An 18,744-nucleotide genomic window follows, 5' to 3' on the forward strand; every position below is an offset into this window, starting at 1 on the left:
TCTATGATGCCGAATATGAGTGAGATCGTTTCCCTCGCCGACGCGGTGAAACAGCTCGTCCACGACGGGGATACGGTCGCACTGGAGGGTTTCACCCATCTGATTCCGACCGCCGCGGGCCAGGAGATCATCCGGCAGCGGCGGCGCGAGCTGACTCTGGTCCGGATGACGCCGGATATCGTCTACGACCAGATGATCGGCGCGGGTTGCGCGCGCAAGCTGGTGTTCTCCTGGGGCGGCAATCCGGGTGTCGGCTCGCTGCACCGATTCCGCGACGCGGTCGAAAACCAGTGGCCCGCACCGCTGGAGATCGAGGAGCACAGCCATGCGGGCATGGCCAACCGGTACGTGGCGGGCGCGTCCGGGCTGCCGTTCGCGGTGCTGCGCGGTTATCTCGGCACCGATCTGGCCGCGGTCACCGACACCATCAAGCCGATCGTCTGCCCGTTCACCGGCGAGCGGCTGACCGCAGTTGCGGCCCTGAATCCCGATGTGTCGATCATCCACGCGCAGCGGGCCGATCGCCGCGGCAACGTGCAGCTGTGGGGCCTGCTGGGGGTGCAGAAGGAGGCGGTGCTGGCGGCGCGGCGCAGCCTGGTCACCGTCGAGGAGGTCGTCGACGAGCTGACCCCCGTCCCCGGTGCGATCGTGCTGCCGTCGTGGGTGGTGACGGCCGTCGCGGTGGCGCCCGGCGGCGCCCATCCGTCGTATGCGCAGGACTATTCCGCCCGCGACAACGCCTATTACGCCGCGTGGGACGCCATCAGCCGCGACCGCGACGCGTTCACCCGCTGGCTGAGCGAGCACGTTCACGCCCCGACCGGGAGCCCCGCATGAGTCTCGAAACCGATACCGCCACGCCGGCGGCGCCGTACACCACCGACGAGATGATGAGTGTGGCGGCCGCGCGGGCGCTGCGCGACGGGCAGCGCTGCTTCGTCGGCATCGGCCTGCCCTCCACCGCCGCCAACCTCGCCCGCACCACGCACGCACCGGATCTGGTGCTGATCTACGAATCCGGCACGCTGGGCTCCAAACCGGACCGCCTGCCCGCCTCGATCGGTGACGGGATCCTCGCCGAGACCGCCGACGCGGTGGTGAGCGTGCCGGAGATCTTCAACTACTGGCTGCAACCGGGGCGCATCGACGTCGGCTTCCTGGGCGCCGCGCAGATCGACCGGTTCGGCAATATCAACACCACCGTCGTCGGCGACTACGCGAATCCGAAGGTGCGCCTGCCGGGCGCCGGTGGCGCACCGGAGATCGCCGCGTCCTGCGGTGAGGTATTCGTCGTCGTGCGGCATACGCGGCGGGCCTTCGTCGAGCGCGTCCGGTTCGTCACCTCGCTGGGCCACGGCACCGGCCGGGGTGAGCGGGCCGAGTACGGATTGCGTGGCCGCGGACCGACATTGGTCGTCACCGATCTCGGCGTGCTCGCGCCGGACGAGCGCGGCGAGCTGATGCTCACCGCCGTCCACCCGGGCGTGAGCGTGGCGCGGGTGCGTGCGGCCACGGGCTGGGAGCTGCGGGTGGCCGACGAAGTGGCCACCACCGCACCGCCGTCGGCCGCCGAGCTGGCCGCGCTGCGGGCCCTCGCCGGGACCTAGTGCTCGTGGTCGGCGGGTGGCTTGCCGGGCGGCGGCACCAGCAGGATCGGCCGATGGCAGTGCTTCAGCACGGCCTCGGCGACGCTGGAATGCAGTAGCGCGCGCATGCCCGTGGCTCCGCGGGTACCCGCCACGATGATGTCCACATCGAGTTCGTCGGCGACGTCGACGATCGCGTTCCAGATCGTCGAGGTGCATTCCGCGGTTCGCGCCTCGGCATTGAGCCCGGACAGTTTGGCCAGCCGCACGCCCTCGGCATTGATGTGTTTGGCGTCGACGTAGGCGATGTCCTCGATCTCGTCGTCGCCCACCCACTCCGGCTGCATCACCCCCGACAGTCCGGAGACCCGTGCGGCCTGACGCACCATCGGCTCCCATGCCGTCAGCACCACCGCCTTGGTCGCCGACAGAAACCGCCCCGCGTACTCCACGGCCCGTTTGGCATTCTCGGAACCGTCGTAGGCGATGAGCATCAGGTCGCACGCCATGACGAACCTCCCAGGTTCTCCGGTTCGGCTACGTGCCCCGAGCGTACCCGGCGCGCCGGCGGGAAACGGGCATCCCCGGTCAGCGCAATGCCATTTCCAGGGGGCGATTCGAAAATAGGTCGGACAATTGTTCAGTACCCGTCGGAGTGGCAAAGCGATCGGTCGGTATGTGCTGGCTGCACTAGTTATACCTAGACAGTTCGCTAATGATTCACCGAAAGCGGTGCCGCAGCATGTGATCCGACGGTTGACTGGAAGAACCACACCGACGTCGGGGCACGAGAAGTCGGTAGGAGCGAGCCGAGCGAGGTTTTATCGTGCGGTTGGAAGAACTTGTGACACCGCAGGATTGGGCGGCCGCATATCGCCGGATCTTCGGATTGCCCAGAGTTCATGTCACCTCCCCTGGATTCGTGGTACTGCCGCTGGTCGATTCGATCGCGGCGGTGAACACCCCGGAACCGTTGGGGGCCTTGATTCTCGGCGAGCTGACCGTGCGCGGCATTCCCGGGCCGGTACTGGTGCGCGACCGGCCGCCGCGGCGGACATTCCTCGCGGTCTTCGACGGATATCCGAGTCTGGAATGTACTGTCCAGTTGGAAAGGCACAGCGTGGATATCGGTCCGCACCGCAGCAATGTCATCCTGCCCACCGGCTTCGGCAGGCACACCCACGAGGGGCGGTGGTGGGCGCGCGCGCCGCAGCGCGACGAATCGCTGCCGCTGCTGTCGGAAGTGGTGGCCGCGGCCATGTCCACCCTGCGAGTTTCGGGGACGAGCGCCACGCGATGATTCGTACCGGTTCGTCGGGCCGATTCCGCATGTCGCGCGCTGGGTATCCATTGTGCGAACGCTTTGCTCCCCACCTGTGAAGACCATGGAATCAATCGACCCGGCCGCCCTCGGCCATCCTGAGGCGGATCCGCGTGCCCTGCTGTATTTCGAATGGCTGCAAAGGCGCGAATCCGGTTGTCTGGTAGACGAATTCGCCGAGGAGGTGCACGATCTGACGCATACTCCGATTCCCAATGCGGCGGCCTGCTGGCGGCTGCTCGATCGGATCGAATCCGCGCCGCGCGACCCGACCTGGCCCTATGTCGAGGACGGTGACGAGCCCGGTGACCCGCCCGTCCTCACCAACGTGGCCGTACCGGCCCGGCTCTACGACCGCATCCTGGGCGGCTGGTTGGGCCGCTGCGTCGGCTGCACGCTCGGCAAGCCGCTCGAGAACGGGCGGCTGTGGACCCCGGTGCGCATCCGCGCCTACCTCGAGCGCGCCGGGGCCTATCCCCTGGCCGATTACGTGCCGGTGCTCAGCCCGATGCCCGAGGGCTGTGAGTTGCAGGGCAACTGGCCCGAGGCGACCCGCGGCCGCGTCGACGGCTGCCCGCGCGACGACGATCTGGACTACACCGTGCTCGGGCTGAACCTGCTCGAGCAGCAGGGCTGGAGCTTCACCTCCGCCGATGTGGCCGCGCAGTGGCTGGAGCTGCTGCCGTTCCTGCAGACCTACACCGCCGAGCGGGTCGCCTACCGCAATCTCATCGACGGCTTCGGCCCGCCCGCGACCGCCCGGCACCGCAATCCCTACCGCGAGTGGATCGGCGCGGTGATCCGCGTCGACGCCTACGGCTATGTCTGCGCGGGCGATCCGGCGCGGGCCGCCGAACTCGCGGCCCGCGACGCGGCGGTCTCGCACACCGGAAACGGCGCCTGGGCGGCGCGCTGGGCAGCCGCACTGGTGGCCGCGGCGTTCACCGCCGGATCGGCCGCCGCGGCGATCGACGTTGCGCGGCAGGTGATTCCGCCCCGTACCCGGCTGGCCGAGGCGGTGGAGACGGTGGTCGAGGATCATCGCCGCGGACTGAGCTGGGATCGGGCGATCGCGGCGGTGCACGCCCGCCACGCCCACTACGACTGGGTGCACGCCGTCGGCAACGCCGCCGTGCTAACGGCCGGATTGCTCTGGGGCGCGGGCGATTTCACCGCCACCGTCGGGCTCACCGTGCAGGGCGGCTGGGATACCGACTCCAACGGTGCGACGGCCGGATCGGTGGCGGGAATCCTGGCGGGCGCCAATGCCATTCCCGGGCACTGGACCGAGCCGCTGCACGACACCCTGCGCACGGCGGTATCCGGCTACGACGGCGTCGGCATCGCCGCGCTCGCCCGGCGCACCTTCGATCTGGCCCGCAGGCACATCGAGTGCCGCTATCCGAGACCAACCGGATGAGGGCGGGCCCCCGGGCGGTACGCCGCCCGGGGGCCCGAATCGGATGGGGAGCGAATCACCGCTCCAGGATCGCCACCACGCCCTGGCCGCCAGCGGCGCAGATGGAGATCAGCGCGCGGCCGGAGCCCTTCTCCGTCAGCTGCTTCGCGGCCTGGGCCACGATGCGCCCGCCGGTCGCGGCGAACGGGTGACCCGCCGCCAGCGAGGAGCCGTTGACATTGAGCTTGCCGCGGTCGATCGACCCGAGCGCGCCGTCCAGGCCGAGGCGCTCCTTGCAGTACTGATCGGACTCCCACGCCTGCAGCGTGGCGAGCACCACCGAGGCGAACGCCTCGTGGATCTCGTAGAAGTCGAAGTCCTGCAACGTCAGCCCGTTGCGGGCCAGCAGCCGCGGCACGGCGTAGGTCGGGGCCATCAGCAGCCCGTCCGGACCCCACACGTAGTCGACCGCCGCGACCTCGCTGTCGACCAGATAGGCCAGCGGCTTCAGGTTGTGCGCGGCCGCCCACTCCTCACTCGACAGCAGCGTCGTCGACGCGCCGTCGGTGAGCGGGGTGGAGTTGCCCGCGGTCATGGTCGCGTCGCCCAGCTTGGTGCCGAACACCGGCTTGAGCGTGGCCAGCTTCTCCAGCGAGGAGTTCGGCCGCAGGTTGTCGTCGCGGGTCAGGCCCAGGAACGGGGTGACCAGATCGTCGAAGAAGCCGCGGTCGTAGGCGGCGGCCATATTCTTGTGCGACAGGTAGGCCAACTCGTCCTGCGCCTCGCGGGAGATGCCGAACTCCTTGGCGGTGATCGCCGCGTGCTCACCCATCGACAGGCCGGTGCGCGGCTCGGCGTTGCGCGGGATCTCGATGCCGACCATGCTCGGGCGCAGCCGCCCGACCAGCTTGAGGTAGTCGCTGTTCTTCTTGGCGCGGTTGGCGTCCAGCATCCACTCGCGGGCGGCCTCGCTCACCCCGATCGGCGCGTCGGAGGTGGTGTCGGTGCCGCCGCCGACACCGGCCTCGATGCGGCCGAGAGCGATCGCGTCGCCGACGGTGACGATCGACTGCAGGCCGGTGCCACACGCCAACTGCAGATCGTGCGCCGGAGTGTAGGGCGACAGCTCGCTGCCCAGCACGCTCTCGCGGATCATGCCGTGCTCGCCGACGCGCTTGAGCACCGCGCCGCCGACGACCATGCCGAGCCGCTCGCCCTGCAGGCCGAACCGGCTCACCAGGCCGTTCAGCGCGGCGGTGAACATGTCCTGGTTGGAGGCGTGGGCGTAGCGGCCGTCCGAGCGCGCGAACGGAATCCGGTTGCCGCCGAGAATGGCGACCGGACGGGTCTGCTTGGTGTTCTTGGCCCCGCCGCTCGCGGACGCGGCCTTCGTCGAACGGGCTTTGCTGGTCACTCGAGTCTCCACATGTCTCGACGTCGGTTTACATTAAACTTACTCTGGAGTAAGTTCATTGTCGACACCGTACCCCGTAGATGTGCGAAAAGACGCTCGGGGCAGAGCCGATCACATTCGACACGAAGGAAAAGGTAGGAACAGTGGCAGCCAGCAAGAGCAAGGGCGCTCCCAACCTCTACGGATCGTTCGTTCACTCGGCCCCCGGTAACTTCCTGGCGAGCAAGCTGGGACTACCGAAGCCGGAGACGCTGCGTCGCTACACCCCGGGCGAGCCCGCGCTGCCCGGCCCGGTGCTGCTGGGCGGTAAGGGCCGCGTCGCCGACGCCGTGCGAAACCTGTTGTCGGACTATACCTTCGTCGATTCGGTCAGCCAGGGTGTGAAGTTCGGCGCGCTGGTCTTCGACGCCACCGGGCTCAACCGGATCGAGGATCTCGAGCAGCTGTTCCAGTTCTTCCAGCCCGCCATGCGCAGCATCGCGCCGTCGGGCCGCGTACTCGTCGTCGGCACCACGCCGGAGCTGGCCGCCGACGTCGAGGCCCAGATCGCCCAGCGCGCGCTGGAGGGCTTCACCCGCAGCGTCGGCAAGGAGTTGCTGCGCGGCGCCACCTCGAATCTGGTGTACCTGCACCCCGAGGCCGCCTCGACCGCGACCGGACTGGAGTCCACGCTGCGCTTCATTCTCTCGGGCAAGTCGGCCTTCGTTGACGGCCAGGTGTTCCGGGTCGGCAAGGACGACAACGCCGCCGCCGACATCAAGTGGGACAGGCCGCTCGAGGGCAAGGTCGCCGTCGTCACCGGCGCCGCCCGCGGGATCGGCGCGACCATCGCCGAGGTCTTCGCCCGCGACGGGGCGAAGGTCATCGTGGCCGATATCCCGGCCGCCGGTGAGGCCCTGGCCGAGACCGCCAACAAGGTGGGCGGCGTCTCGATCGCGGTCGACGTCACCGCCCCCGACGCCGCGGACAAGTTGGCCGAATTCGCCACCGAGCGCTTCGGCGGCATCGACATCATCGTGCACAACGCCGGTATCACCCGCGACAAGCTGCTTGCCAATATGGACGACGCGCGCTGGAACTCGGTCATCAACGTGAATCTGGCCGCGCCGCACCGGATTACCGAGGGCCTGGTCGCCAAGGGCGCGCTGAAGCAGGGCGGCCGCGTGATCGACGTGTCCTCGATCGCGGGTATCGCGGGCAACCGCGGCCAGACCAACTACGGCGCCTCCAAGGCCGGTGTCATCGGCATGGTCAACGCCGAGGCCCCGAAGCTGGCCGAGAAGGGCATCACCATCAACGCCGTGGCCCCGGGCTTCATCGAGACGGCCATGACCGCCGCCATCCCGCTGGGCACCCGCGAGGCGGGCCGCCTGCTCAGCTCGCTGTACCAGGGCGGGCAGACCGTGGACGTCGCCGAGACCATCGCCTACTTCGCCAGCCCGGCCTCGAACGCGGTGAGCGGCAACGTGATCCGCGTCTGCGGCCAGGCCCTGATCGGAGCATGATGACCCAGACCATCTCGCTGCACGAGCCGCCCAAGACGGGCAGCCTCTATCTCAAGGCCGCGCTCGGCGCCGTTCCGCTGCCGCTGGTCTCGGGCCGCAAGTCCCAGATCCCGGACCGGGCAATCGAATTGACCGGCCTGAAGATCGATGTGGACAACCTGGCCGCCTACTGTCACGCCACCGGGCTGCGGTTCGGCGACGCGCTGCCGCTGACCTATCCGTTCGTGCTCACCTTCCCGCTGGTGATGCAGCTGGTGGTGGCCCGCGACTTCCCGTTCGTCGCGGTGGGCGCGGTGCACGCGGAGAACGTCATCGAGCGCACCCGTGACATCTCGGTCAGCGAGCCGCTGGACATCCGGGCGCATGTGGAGAACCTGCGCGAACATCCCAAGGGCCTGTTGGTCGACGCGATCAGTGAGGTCAGCGTCGGCCGTGAGCTGGTGTGGCGGCAGGTGACGACCTTCCTGCACCAGCAGAAGACGTCGCTGTCGGGCGGGCCGAAGCCGGAGCCCAAGCCGGACGAGGTGCCGCCGCCCCCGCTGCGCACGCTGCGGGTCGACCAGGCGCAGATCCACCGCTACGCCGCGGCCTCCGGGGACCGCAACCCCATCCACATGTCCGCGCTCGGCGCGAAGGCCTTCGGCTTCCCGCGCTCGATCGCGCATGGAATGTGGTCGGCGGCGGCGATTCTCGGCGCCATCGAGGGCCGGGTGCCCGCGCGGACCACCTACTCGGTGAAGTTCGGCAAGCCCATCCTGCTACCGTCGACGGTCAATGTGTACGCCGATCAGGTGTCCGGCGGCTGGGATCTGGCGCTGAAGCACCCGAAGAAGGGCTACCCGCACCTGACCGCCACATTGCGCTGAGCCTCGGCCAGCAGGCCGAAGGGGCAAGAGCCGCACGTCTTCTCGGCGGCCGCGGATCGGATCGCATGGGGGATCCGATCCGCGGCAGGCCGAAAGGATGTGCGGCTCTTCGCTATTCGGCCTTCTTCTTGCCCGCCAGGCCGCGCCAGGCCAGATTGTCCAGCAGGTCCACCGCCTCGGCCACCTCCACCTCGCCATTGGCGATGCGGTCGGCAATGGCCTCGCCCGCGCCGATCACGGCAACCGCGACGATATCGAAATTCGTTCCGGGCTCGGCGTATTTGGCGCTGGACTCGAGCAGCTTGGCGGTCAGTTCGATGACCCGCTCGCGGCTGTTGGCGATCTCGGAGGCGAACGGCTGCTGGCCCAGGGCCTGGCGATAGAGCACCTGCCAGGACAGGCGGTTGTTGTCGACGTAGGACAGGAACGCCTCGAGACCCGCGCGCAGCTGCTCGTGCGGGGTCAGCTTCGGGTTGCCCGCAACCGCGACCGCCTCGATGAAGCGGATGCTTTCGCGGGCGATGCAGGCGCGGAACAGCTCGTCCTTGGAGCCGTAGTACAGGTAGAGCATCGGTTTGGAGATCTTGGCCTCGGCGGCGATGGCGTCCATCGAGGTGTCGTGATAGCCCTTGCGCGAGAACACCTCGACGGCGGCGTCCAGCATCTGCTGCTCACGAACCGCCCGGGGAAGCCGCTTCGTTCCGCCTGCCATCCACTCTCCTAGACCATGTCGAAGCCCCTATCTTACTCCAAGGTAAGTTCGCCGGTGGCCAATTGCCCGCGATTCGCCGCGGCTCAGCAGTTCAGCGGGATGCCCTTGAACCGGGCCATGCGCAGCACCGACTCGTCGACCCGCTGAATCGGCAGTCGGCCCTCCCGGACCTCCTGCTCCAGCCGATCCAGCACCCGCGACACGGCATTGGTATTGATCCACAGGGCGTTGTCGGCCCCGGCCTCGAGCGCCGCGGCGACCGCGTCCTCGATATCCATGCGATCGGTGATGGCCGCCATGCCGCTGAGGTCGTCGGTGAAGATCGGCCCGTCGAATGGGGCCGCGCCGTAGCCCGCGCCCTGGCGCAGCAGGCCCATCACCTGCGGGCTGATGCTGGCCGGAACGTTCGGCGTGGTCAGGCCGGGCACATCGAGATGGCCGACCATCACCCCCGCGCCGGAGCCGACCAGTTCGCGGAAGGGCACCAGATCCTTGCCCTGCAACTGCTCCAGCGGCGGTGTGCGGACCGCGCCGGTATGCGAATCGCCCGATCCCGAACCGTGGCCCGGGAAATGCTTCATGACCGCGCCGAGCCCGGCGTCGCGCATCGCCCGGATGAAGGCGCCCGCATAGCGGCTGACCACCTCCGGATCGTCGGAGAACGAGCGGTCGCCGATGACGCTGTCGTCGGGCTGGGCGCTGACGTCGGCATCGGGTGCGAAGTCCACCGTGATGCCGAGCTCCCTCATCGCGGTTCCGCGCGCCTTGCTCTGGGCGTAGAACTCCTCGGCGGAGACCGTCTGCGCGGCCGCGCGGGCCGAGGGTGCGGCTCCGATCAGATTGCGCAGCCGCGAGACCCGGCCGCCCTCCTCGTCGACGGTGACCATGAGCGGGGTCCGCGCGGCGGCCTTCACCCGCTCGATCTGCCGGTCGGCCAGCAGCGCCGGATCGGTCCAGCTGCCGACGAAGATGCCGCCCACCTGTTCGGTGCGCACCACGTTCTCGGCGTCGGCTGCGCCGGTGATGCCGACGGTCAGCAGCTGCGCCAGCTTCTGTCGCGTGGTGAACTGCGCGAGGTAGCCTGCCGCGCAATCGATTCGGTCCGGCGTGGTGGTCGCCGGGGCCGTCGAGGTGCTGGGCGCGGCCGCGGTCGACGAGCTGGTCGTGGCCGCGGTCCCGCCGCTGCCGCCGGAGCAGGCCGACAGGGCCACCGCGGTCACGGCGAGCAGAATCCCCGGAACGATGCGCATGGCCTCCGACCGTACCGCGTGGGCGGTACGGGCCACCAATGCCGGGATTCGGGACCGTGCCCATCGGCGCGGCGGCACTGCGCGTTATCGCATTGTGATATCGGTCATCGAATTCGTCGGCGATTCGATCGCGGCGCTCGATTGGCCGAATCCGAAAATCTCGCTATCACCAGGTTATTTGTCCGGTAGATCCGATTGGCGGGCGTTGCGAAGGTCCTGCCGCCCGAGTTAAGCGCTTCTAACAGAGATTGGTAACGTGCGCTTAACCAATAGCTATTGGATGGCTAATTGCCTTGGCCTGGTTCGTTCCATCGATATCGCCTAGCGAAAGGCTGGACAGCATGCGCATCGGCGCGCTTGTGCGTGGCGCGGGACTGGCGCTCGCGGCACTGCTCACCCTGGGACTCGGCACCGCGGGTACCGCGGTGGCGGCCGACGACCTCGATCGCTATCTCGATCTCCCACTGGTCAACCGCAATGCCGCACAGGGCCCGGGCGGTGTCGATCCCGAATTGCCCTATGACGGGGCGGAACTCGCGAGACTGCTGGACGAGGCCCGAGCGCGAGGCGTGGCGCCCACTCGGTACGCCGCCCTGCTCTACCAGTACTGGCTGGTCGACGTCACCAACAAGGCGGGCATCGACCTGGCCGCCTGGAATCCGCGCGCCGGTGTGCAGGCCAACCGGGACAATCTGATCAAGTCCTATCGCTACTACGAGGATCTGCAGCTGGCCCACCGCGAACTGCAGTGGGCCGGGATGGGCGGTCAGGTCGGGGCCGATTTCGGCGGCGGGATGATCGATTTCGACCTGATGACCAACATCTACGACCTGCCCGGCCTGTCCGACGCCGCCCGCACCGTGGTGGGCGCGGTGGAACAGGCCGCCGGGCCGCAGGCCGTCGCGATGCTGCCGGAGGGCCTGCGGGCGCTCGCCCTGGCCGGACCGCGGCTCACGCCCGAGGATCTGCGCTGGACCCTGGGCATGATCCTGGTGATGCAGAAGAACATCTTCTCCGATCTGATGCCCATGCACGACGCCTACGTCACCGGCGGCCTGCCCGCCCTGGCGGAGTTCGAGGCGGCCGGACTGTTCGGCGCGGACATCATGAACGCCTGGCGCGATGTGGCCTCCGGCGATCGGGATCGGATCGCGGCGGGCAACGGCGTACTGCTGCGCCGCGAACAGCAGTGGGCGGTCGGCGCGCAGTGGGACGAGACGCGCGCCTACAAGGGCAGCATCGGCGAGGCGATCACCTACCTCAGCGGGGCCGCCGGATCGCCGTCGGTGGCCGGTGTGGTGCCGCCGCGCGAATTTCGGCCGGTGCGAATCCCGTTCATCGCGAACAATGGCGCGCCCATGGAATTGGTGCTGCCCCTGCCGAGCTGGAACTGGGCGAGCTTCGACGACCGCTGGGACTACATCACCACCGAACTGCTGCCCAAGTACAAGTTCCAGGTCGAGAACAATTGGCCCGCACTGGAAGCCACTATGCGCACGCCCTACGAGGCGCAGCTGGAATCGCATCGCCCGCTGCTGAACCTGCCGCAGCTGCTGCTGTCGGCGGCCCAGCAACTGCGCGTGGAACCGGCCGGACAGGGAGCCTGAACATGCGTCGAACCATTCTCGCCACGGTGATCACCGCCCTGGCGCTGTCGCTCGGCGCCGCGGGAACGGCCGTGGCCCAACCGGATTCACCCGAGATCCCGAACAGCACGCCCGGACTGGACCGGGTGTTCAACGGCTTCGTCGTCGGCACCATCCAGAACTCGCCCGCGGCCACGCCGCAGGAGGCGTTCCAGGCCCTGATGTTCGATGACCCGTTCTATCAGGAGCCGCCGCTGACCGGGGACGAGCGACCCGGCACGATTCTGAAGGCCAAACCGGTCGAGGTGATGTTCCTGGGCGTGAAGCCGAACTCGGTCGAGGCGTACAAGCTCATGTACGTCACCACCGCGCTCGACGGTGTCACGCCGGTGATCAGCACCGGAATCCTGATGATTCCCAAGGACGGTCGCCCGAACGGCGAGCGCCGGGTCATCTCGTATCAGGAGGCCAACGACAGCGTCGGCTGGTCGTGCCATCCGAGCACCCAGTGGACCGGCGGCGATCCGCTCGACGGCTCGTCCTGGTCGGCGCTGGGGCCGCTGGCGCTGATGTTCGACAAGGGCTACGCGGTGATGATCTCCGATGTCGGCAACGACGGCGATCGGCGCCCGCACGGTGTGTTCGCCGGGAAGTTCGCCGCGCACGCGCAGCTCGACGGGGTGCGCGCGGCACTGGCCCTGCGCGAGGCGGGATTGGATCCGAAGGCCCAGATCGGGCTGTTCGGCATCGCGGGCGGCGGTGTGGGCGCGGCCTTTTCGGCCGAGTTGCAGCCGGAATACGCCCCCGAGCTGAATGTGAAGTCCGCGGTGCTGGAGGGCATGGTCGTCAATCAGCGCAACTTCATGCGAGTGGCCAATGGGTCGGTGGGCTCCGGATTCGTCTTCGCGACGCTGCTCGGGCTCGAACCGTGGTATCCGGAAATGAAATTGGACGAGAAGCTGAATCCTGCCGGACTCGGCATCGCGAATCTGTTTCGGACGCAATGCCAGACGCCCGCCTACTTCGGCATGCCGTTCGTCCCGCTGAACACGCTGTTCCACTCCGGGCGCAACCCGGCCGACGAGCCCGATTTCCAGGCCGTCTTCGACGACAACGAACTCGGCCGATCGGGGACGCCGAAGGCGAAGGTCATGATCACCTCGTGTGCCGCCGACGACTCGTTCATGTCGCTGGTGCCCGCCCGCGACGCCCGCGAGCTCGCCGAGACCTACCGGTCGAGGGGGACCGAGGTGAGCTATCAGCCCACCGATTGCAGCATGGTGCGCATGCTGACCGATCTGTACGGCTGGGGCACCGACCTTTTCGGCATGCAGACCATCGACTGGATCGATAGAACATTCGACTGAGGAGTACCGCTGTGGCCTTTCTGACCGGCGCCGCCTACCTGTTCTTCTTCGGCCCGCTGGCGGTGCTGAAGCTGGCATTGCAGGCATTGCACCTGGCGTAAAGCGAAGGGCGGTGGGACAACCCACCGCCCTTCGCTCAGCTACTCACTTACCCGGCAGCTCGTTGTGGCCGCCGAAGGCCTTGCGCATGGCCGAGAGCACCTTGTCCGCGTACAGCGCCTCGCCGCGTGAGGAGAAGCGCTGATACAGCGCCGCCGACAGCACCGGCGCGGGCACACCCTCGTCGATGGCGGCGTGGATGGTCCAGCGGCCCTCGCCCGAATCGGACACCCGGCCGCCGAACGAGGACAGCTCCGGATCGGCGTGCAACTGGGCCGCGGTGAGATCCAGCAGCCAGGACGCGACGACCGAACCGCGCCGCCAGACCTCGGTCACCTCCGGCACATTGATGTCGTACTGGTAGTACTCCGGATTCTCCATCGGCGTCTCCTCGGCGGAGTGCTCCTCGGTGAGGATCTTGCCGATATTGGCCTTGGCCAGGATGTTCAGGCCCTCGGCGTAGGCGGCCATGGCGCCGTACTCGATGCCGTTGTGCACCATCTTCACGAAGTGCCCGGCGCCCGCGGGACCGCAGTGCAGATAGCCCTGCTCGGCCGGGGAGGGCGCACCGGTGCGGCCGGGGGTGCGCTCGGCCGCGTCGATACCGGGGGCGATGGACTTCAGCAGCGGCTCCAGATGCGATACCGTCTCGGCCTCGCCGCCGATCATCAGGCAGTAGCCGCGCTCCAGGCCCCACACACCGCCCGAGGTGCCGATGTCCAGGTAGTGGATGCCCTTGGGCGCCAGCGCCTTCGCGCGCTTGATGTCCTCGTGGTAGCGGCTGTTGCCGCCGTCGATGATGATGTCGCCGGGCTCGAGCAGTTCGGCCACCTCGTCGATGACCGCGCCGGTGGCGCCCGCGGGGATCATCACCCACACGATGCGCGGCTTCTCCAGCAGCGCGACGAAGCCCCGGTAGTCGGTCGCGCCCTGGAAGCTCTCACCGAGCTCGGCGGTGAACTCCTTGATCTGCTCCTCGTGCCGCGAATATCCGACCGCCGTATGCCCGTCGCGGACGATGCGCCGCACGATATTGGCGCCCATCCGGCCGAGCCCGATCATTCCCAGCTGCATACTCATCTCCTCGAGTCGTCCGAGCTCCGGCAGGTCCGAGCTCTCAGGTCGCTGTGCCCGCCTAGATTCTCCCCGAACCCGTGTAACGCCTCGAGCGGGCCGCCGATATTCAGATCGGCTCCGTGCAGTTGCCAGACCCCCGACCCGGCAACCGCACGGGGCCTTTCTCGTCCCGGACGGGCTAGAGCGGCGTGCGCATCAGCACCACGTTGTACTGGTTGTGTACACCCAGCGCGAAGTACAGATCGCGGCCGGTCTGATACGGATAGATCATCGGTGCGTACGCCGTGGGCAGATCGCGGGCATCCACCAGCACCCGCGGCGGGCCCCACGGTCCCTCCGGTGCGGGCGCGGTGCGCAGCACGACCGAATTGAACGGGTCCGTGGTGAGCATCACATACTGACCGAGGTACTGATTCCACATGACCGACAGTTCGCCGACCCCGTCGACCACCGGCCTGGCGACATTGGCGTCCTTGGGTTTCCACGCACCGCCGTCCCAGAATTCGTAGGCGTCCCAGTTGGCGATGTCGGCCTCCCGCACCCGCGCGACGAAGCCCGGATTGTCGCGCCCGGCGGGGGTGCCGAAGCGGTAGACGTAGCCGTCGGCCTTCACGAAGGCGGCCTGCTGGAAGTTCTGGAAGCCGCCGTCGTTGCCGCGGCGGGTGGTGGGCAGCTGGGCCCAGGTCTGGCCATCGTCGCCGGAGACGGCGAGGGTGGCGTAGTTGGTCTCCCAGTGACCGTCGGCGCCCCACTGCCGCACCGACATCATGCTCATGTACTGCACGCCGTTCACCGAAACGCCCGCGGTGGGGATGAAGCTGATCTCGATGCCCGGAATCTTCGGGCTGGGCAGCGGATTGTCGACGAAGCTGACGTAGCGGATGCCGTCGGCGGGGGAGACCCCGGCGGGGCTGCGGTACAACACATTCGACCGCCACGCCCAGATGCTGCCGGTCAGCAGATTGGGCGCGCCCAGGCCCGCGGTGTCGCCGTAGGCGGTGAGCATCTGGCCGCGGCCGTCGTCCCACATGATGCCCAGATCGGTGCCGAGGACATTGTTGCCGTCGGTGCGATTCGGGCTGGCCATTCCGGTGAGCTGGAACACAGCCTGGGTCGGTCCCGGCAGCCGGGGTAAACCGTTGGTGCCGTTGAGTACGGGTATCGGATTGATGTTGTTCGGGTCCGCCCCGGCAGGCGCCGCCGCCACCGCCAGCAGGGCGGTTGCGGCACATGCTCCGGTAAGCGCGGACAGGGTTCGTTTCATAACTCTCATGCCCCTTCCGTGAGTCACGCCGAGCCGTATTCTGCCCCTTTTCGTGGATCGATGCGGATCATGCATCGCCGATGTTTCGGCGCGCGCCGGGACAGCTAGACTTTTGCGGAGGTTTCCGAATGTTCTGCTGTCCGTGATTCCGGGACAGACCTGCAAGCCCCTTGTTCTCCCCGACGCAAGGCGGTGCCCGATGAGCAACGGCCGTTCGATAGTGCGAGCCTGGTGGCGTGACCGGGTCGACTATCGCTGGCTGCTGGACACTTTCGAATCCCATTCCGCGCTGACCCCGATGCGCATCATGGTCGGTTTCGGTGGCGCGGTGCTGCTGGTGATCACCGTGCTCAGCGTGCTCTCCCGGGCGGGCTCCAACTCGACAGCGGGTTATGTGATCAGCACGTTCGTTTCGCTGCTGGCCGCGGCGTGGGCGGTGCGCTGGTGGTTCTTCCGGTGGCCGAGCCAGGCCGAATCGCTGGTCTGGGTCGCGCTGGCAGATATCGCCTCCCCGGCCAACTGCCTGCCCGAGCAGAATCGGCTCTACGGCGCGCTGGGCGCGATCCTGCTGGTGGTGATCGGCGGCTATGTGACCGTCTTCCACGGCCCGCGGCTGCTGGCGCTGCATGTCGCCTGGTCACTGCTGGTGATCCTGGTGCTGTCGGCGCGAATGGTGTTGGGGGACCCCGAGTTCGCCGGGGATTACGCGCTGGCCGGTGCGGTCGTGTTGATCATGGTGGCGGCGACCGTGGTGGTATTGCCGCCGGTGCATTTCTGTCACTGGCTGCTGCGCCGGGACGCGCTGTCGGATCCGCTGACGATGCTGCTGAACCGGCGCGGGCTCGATTACTACCTGTCCCGCTACGTCGGGTCCTACGCCGCGCGCAACGGCCAGGGCGCGTATGTGATCACGCTCGATCTGGACCGGTTCAAATCGGTCAACGACACCTTCGGGCATTCGTTCGGCGACGAGGTGCTGGTCCGCACGGCCGAGCGGCTGCGCGCCGCGGCGGCGTCGCGCGCGGTGATCGCGCGCAATGGCGGGGAGGAATTCGTGGTGGTCGGCTCGCTGCGCGCGGAGGACGATGTGCGCGAGATCGCCGAGCGTTTGCGGCGTTCCATCGAGACCATGCACGATCTGCCCGTTCGGATCACCGCCAGTGTCGGTGTCGCGGTGAACGAGCCCGCCGACCCGGCCGCGCGCGATGACGACGAGCATGCCGCGCGTCGACTGCTGCGCGCCTCCGATATGGCCATGTACGAGGCGAAACGACTGGGAGGGAATGCCGTCGTGGTCGCCGATCCGGAGATGTCGGGCGAGATCCCCGCGCCGCTGCACGCCCCGGGGCCGGCCTGAGCGTAGGTGGCGAAGGTTCGCCGCAGTAGCCGCTACGTCGAGTAACAGTTAATCTCTGGTTATTGGCGACGAGAGATGGTGACTCGATGGGCGACAATGCGATCTTTCGGGCCTGGGTGCGCGACCGGGTCGACTACGACGCGCTGGTGCGCACCCTCGACGCCCATGCGGCGCTCGCCCCGATGAAGCGGATGATCGGGTCGGGCGGCATCGTCATGCTGCTCATCACGATGCTGGCGGCGATCTCGCCGACGGGTCAGACCGGGCCGGTGGGCCTCACCCAGGCCGTTGTCGCGGGCACGGTCGCGGGTCTGTGGGCGCTGCGGTGGTGGGTGTTCCCGTGGCCGAGCAAGGGTGAGTCGCTGCTCTGGGTGGCGCTGATCGATCTGCTCATCACCGCCAACAACATCATGGTCTCCGATCGGCTGCTGGGCGCGCTCGGGATCGTGCTGCTGGTGACCACCGGGGCGTATGTCGCGATCTTCCACGGCACCCGGCTGCTGGGCCTGCATCTGGCCTGGTCGCTGCTGTCGATCGTGGTGGTGACCCTCATGATGATGTTCGGTCACGGTCACGGGTCCGGGGACATCCCGCTGGGGGCGGGGACCTTCATGGCGAATGTGGTGGTGCTCATCGTCACGCTGCCGGTCGTACAGTTCGTCAACTGGTTGATCCGGCTGGACGCTCTGGCCGATCCGCTCACCGGCCTGCTGAATCGGCGTGGGCTGGACGCGCGGATGCAGCGGTTCTTCGAGCCGAACGGCCGCGGCGATGTCTACGTGGTGACGATCGACCTGGACCGGTTCAAATCGATCAACGACACCTTCGGCCACGCCACGGGCGACGAGGTGCTGATCCGCACGGCCGCCTGCCTGCGCACCGCGGCCCCGCCCGGGGCGGTGGTGGCGCGCACCGGTGGGGAGGAGTTCGCGGTCGTCGGCCGCCGGTGCGGGCGGGGCGTCGCGGCCGTGGCCGAGGGCCTGCGGCACGCCATCGAGGTCATGACCGGCCTGCCGGTCGCGGTGACGGCCAGCGTGGGAGCGGCGGTATCCGGTTGGGGCGCCCACTCGCGCGAAGAGCTGTTCCGCCAGGCGGATTCGGCCATGTACCGTGCGAAGGGCTTGGGCGGCAACACCGTTGTGGTCGCTCCCGGCATGGCGAAGGCCCCGCCGCCGCAAGCGGCAACGGGGCCTTCGTGATTCAACCGTCAGAAGGCGGCTTCGTCGAGCTCCATGATGTCGTTGTCCAGGTTCGACAGCACGGTGCGGACCGCGGTCAGTTCCGGCAACACGTTGCGGGCGAAGAACTGCGCGGTGGCCACCTTGCCCTGGTAGAACGGCTCGGTCGAACCGTTGTCCAGCGCGGCCAGCGCGATCTCGGCCTGGCGCAGCAGCTGCCAGCCGATCAGCAGATCGCCCACGGCGAGCAGGAAGCGCACCGAACCCAGGCCGACCTTGTACAGCTCCTTCGCGTCCTGCTGAGCGCCCATCAGGTGCCCGGTCAGGGTGGTGGCCATGGCCTGCACATCCTCGAGCGCGGTGGCCAGCAGCTTGCGCTCACCCTTCAGGCGGCCGTTGCCCGCCTCGGAGTCGATGAACTTCTGGATCTGGCCGGCCACATGACCCAGCGCCACACCGCGGTCGCGGGCGATCTTGCGGAAGAAGAAGTCCTGCGCCTGGATCGCGGTGGTGCCCTCGTACAGCGAGTCGATCTTCGAATCGCGGATGTACTGCTCGATCGGGTAGTCCTGCAGGAAGCCCGAACCACCCAGGGTCTGCAGCGATTCGGTCAGGTACTGGTAGGCCCGCTCCGAGCCGACACCCTTGACGATCGGCAGCAGCAGATCGTTGACCCGCGCGGCCAGATCGGCATCGGCACCGGAAACCTGCTCGGCCACCACCGGATCCTGATGGGCGGCGGTGTACAGGTACACCGCGCGCA

The 18,744-nt window shown here is 68.2% G+C and carries 17 protein-coding genes; 10 read left to right on the forward strand and 7 right to left on the reverse strand.

What is annotated here, in order from left to right; translation table 11 throughout:
* The first annotated feature begins 15 nt into the window (after window positions 1–15).
* The gene (locus NDR87_RS29170) at window positions 16–837 is read left to right on the forward strand and encodes a CoA transferase subunit A (protein WP_251916582.1); all 822 of its coding nucleotides are present in this window, start codon (window positions 16–18) and stop codon (window positions 835–837) included.
* A complete protein-coding gene (locus NDR87_RS29175) occupies window positions 834–1,607 on the forward strand; it encodes a CoA-transferase subunit beta (protein WP_251916580.1) in 774 nt (257 codons plus the stop codon). Before NDR87_RS29170 ends, NDR87_RS29175 begins: the two co-directional genes overlap by 4 nt.
* Here NDR87_RS29175 and NDR87_RS29180 read toward each other — a convergent pair.
* Complete coding sequence (locus NDR87_RS29180; protein ID WP_251916578.1) at window positions 1,604–2,095, reverse strand: universal stress protein; 492 nt, start codon at window positions 2,093–2,095, stop codon at window positions 1,604–1,606. The two genes, NDR87_RS29175 and NDR87_RS29180, sit on opposite strands and share 4 nt — an antisense overlap.
* Window positions 2,096–2,412: 317 nt before the next feature.
* On the opposite strand from NDR87_RS29180, the gene NDR87_RS29185 reads away from it, so the two are divergent.
* Both NDR87_RS29185 and NDR87_RS29190 read left to right on the forward strand, forming a co-directional pair.
* The gene (locus NDR87_RS29185) at window positions 2,413–2,886 is read left to right on the forward strand and encodes a hypothetical protein (protein ID WP_251916575.1); all 474 of its coding nucleotides are present in this window, start codon (window positions 2,413–2,415) and stop codon (window positions 2,884–2,886) included.
* An 85-nt stretch (window positions 2,887–2,971) separates the two neighbouring features.
* Window positions 2,972–4,327 carry an ADP-ribosylglycohydrolase family protein gene (locus NDR87_RS29190; RefSeq protein ID WP_251916573.1) on the forward strand — a complete coding sequence of 452 codons (1,356 nt, stop codon included), beginning with the start codon at window positions 2,972–2,974 and terminating at the stop codon, window positions 4,325–4,327.
* A gap of 55 nt (window positions 4,328–4,382) precedes the next feature.
* Here the strand turns inward: NDR87_RS29190 and NDR87_RS29195 are convergent, their stop codons facing one another.
* Entirely contained in the window at window positions 4,383–5,720 is a 1,338-nt protein-coding gene (locus NDR87_RS29195; RefSeq protein WP_251916571.1) for an acetyl-CoA C-acetyltransferase, read from the reverse strand.
* A gap of 143 nt (window positions 5,721–5,863) precedes the next feature.
* Between NDR87_RS29195 and NDR87_RS29200 the strand changes: the two genes are divergently transcribed.
* On the forward strand, window positions 5,864–7,225 hold the full coding sequence (locus NDR87_RS29200; RefSeq protein ID WP_251916569.1) for a 3-oxoacyl-ACP reductase: 1,362 nt from the start codon (window positions 5,864–5,866) through the stop codon (window positions 7,223–7,225).
* Entirely contained in the window at window positions 7,222–8,091 is an 870-nt protein-coding gene (locus tag NDR87_RS29205) for a MaoC/PaaZ C-terminal domain-containing protein (protein ID WP_251916567.1), read from the forward strand. Before NDR87_RS29200 ends, NDR87_RS29205 begins: the two co-directional genes overlap by 4 nt.
* A gap of 112 nt (window positions 8,092–8,203) precedes the next feature.
* Here the strand turns inward: NDR87_RS29205 and NDR87_RS29210 are convergent, their stop codons facing one another.
* Window positions 8,204–8,803 (reverse strand): TetR/AcrR family transcriptional regulator, encoded by a 600-nt coding sequence (locus NDR87_RS29210; RefSeq protein WP_251916565.1) that lies wholly within the window; start codon window positions 8,801–8,803, stop codon window positions 8,204–8,206.
* An 83-nt stretch (window positions 8,804–8,886) separates the two neighbouring features.
* Entirely contained in the window at window positions 8,887–10,053 is a 1,167-nt protein-coding gene (locus NDR87_RS29215; RefSeq protein ID WP_251916562.1) for a glycoside hydrolase family 3 N-terminal domain-containing protein, read from the reverse strand.
* A 341-nt stretch (window positions 10,054–10,394) separates the two neighbouring features.
* Here NDR87_RS29215 and NDR87_RS29220 point away from each other — a divergent pair, with 341 nt between their 5' ends.
* Together NDR87_RS29220 and NDR87_RS29225 are read left to right on the forward strand one after the other, a co-directional pair.
* On the forward strand, window positions 10,395–11,660 hold the full coding sequence (locus NDR87_RS29220) for a hypothetical protein (RefSeq protein WP_251916560.1): 1,266 nt from the start codon (window positions 10,395–10,397) through the stop codon (window positions 11,658–11,660).
* 2 nt (window positions 11,661–11,662) lie between these two features.
* A complete protein-coding gene (locus tag NDR87_RS29225; protein WP_251916558.1) occupies window positions 11,663–13,006 on the forward strand; it encodes a lipase family protein in 1,344 nt (447 codons plus the stop codon).
* 144 nt (window positions 13,007–13,150) lie between these two features.
* Here the strand turns inward: NDR87_RS29225 and gnd are convergent, their stop codons facing one another.
* Window positions 13,151–14,179, reverse strand: a complete 1,029-nt coding sequence (gnd, locus tag NDR87_RS29230) for a phosphogluconate dehydrogenase (NAD(+)-dependent, decarboxylating) (protein ID WP_251916556.1) — start codon at window positions 14,177–14,179, stop codon at window positions 13,151–13,153.
* A 181-nt stretch (window positions 14,180–14,360) separates the two neighbouring features.
* Window positions 14,361–15,446: a DUF4185 domain-containing protein gene (locus NDR87_RS29235; RefSeq protein ID WP_251916555.1), complete on the reverse strand. Its 1,086-nt coding sequence runs from the start codon at window positions 15,444–15,446 to the stop codon at window positions 14,361–14,363.
* A 199-nt stretch (window positions 15,447–15,645) separates the two neighbouring features.
* Here NDR87_RS29235 and NDR87_RS29240 point away from each other — a divergent pair, with 199 nt between their 5' ends.
* Both NDR87_RS29240 and NDR87_RS29245 read left to right on the forward strand, forming a co-directional pair.
* Window positions 15,646–16,803 carry a diguanylate cyclase gene (locus NDR87_RS29240; protein ID WP_251916554.1) on the forward strand — a complete coding sequence of 386 codons (1,158 nt, stop codon included), beginning with the start codon at window positions 15,646–15,648 and terminating at the stop codon, window positions 16,801–16,803.
* An 86-nt stretch (window positions 16,804–16,889) separates the two neighbouring features.
* Window positions 16,890–18,002 (forward strand): diguanylate cyclase, encoded by a 1,113-nt coding sequence (locus NDR87_RS29245; RefSeq protein WP_251916553.1) that lies wholly within the window; start codon window positions 16,890–16,892, stop codon window positions 18,000–18,002.
* 8 nt (window positions 18,003–18,010) lie between these two features.
* Here the strand turns inward: NDR87_RS29245 and NDR87_RS29250 are convergent.
* Window positions 18,011–18,744: acyl-CoA dehydrogenase (locus NDR87_RS29250; protein WP_251941249.1), on the reverse strand; the 734-nt coding region annotated here is incomplete at its 5' end.

The organism is Nocardia sp. CDC159 (assembly GCF_023740735.1).
Classification (GTDB): Bacteria; Actinomycetota; Actinomycetes; order Mycobacteriales; family Mycobacteriaceae; genus Nocardia; species Nocardia pulmonis.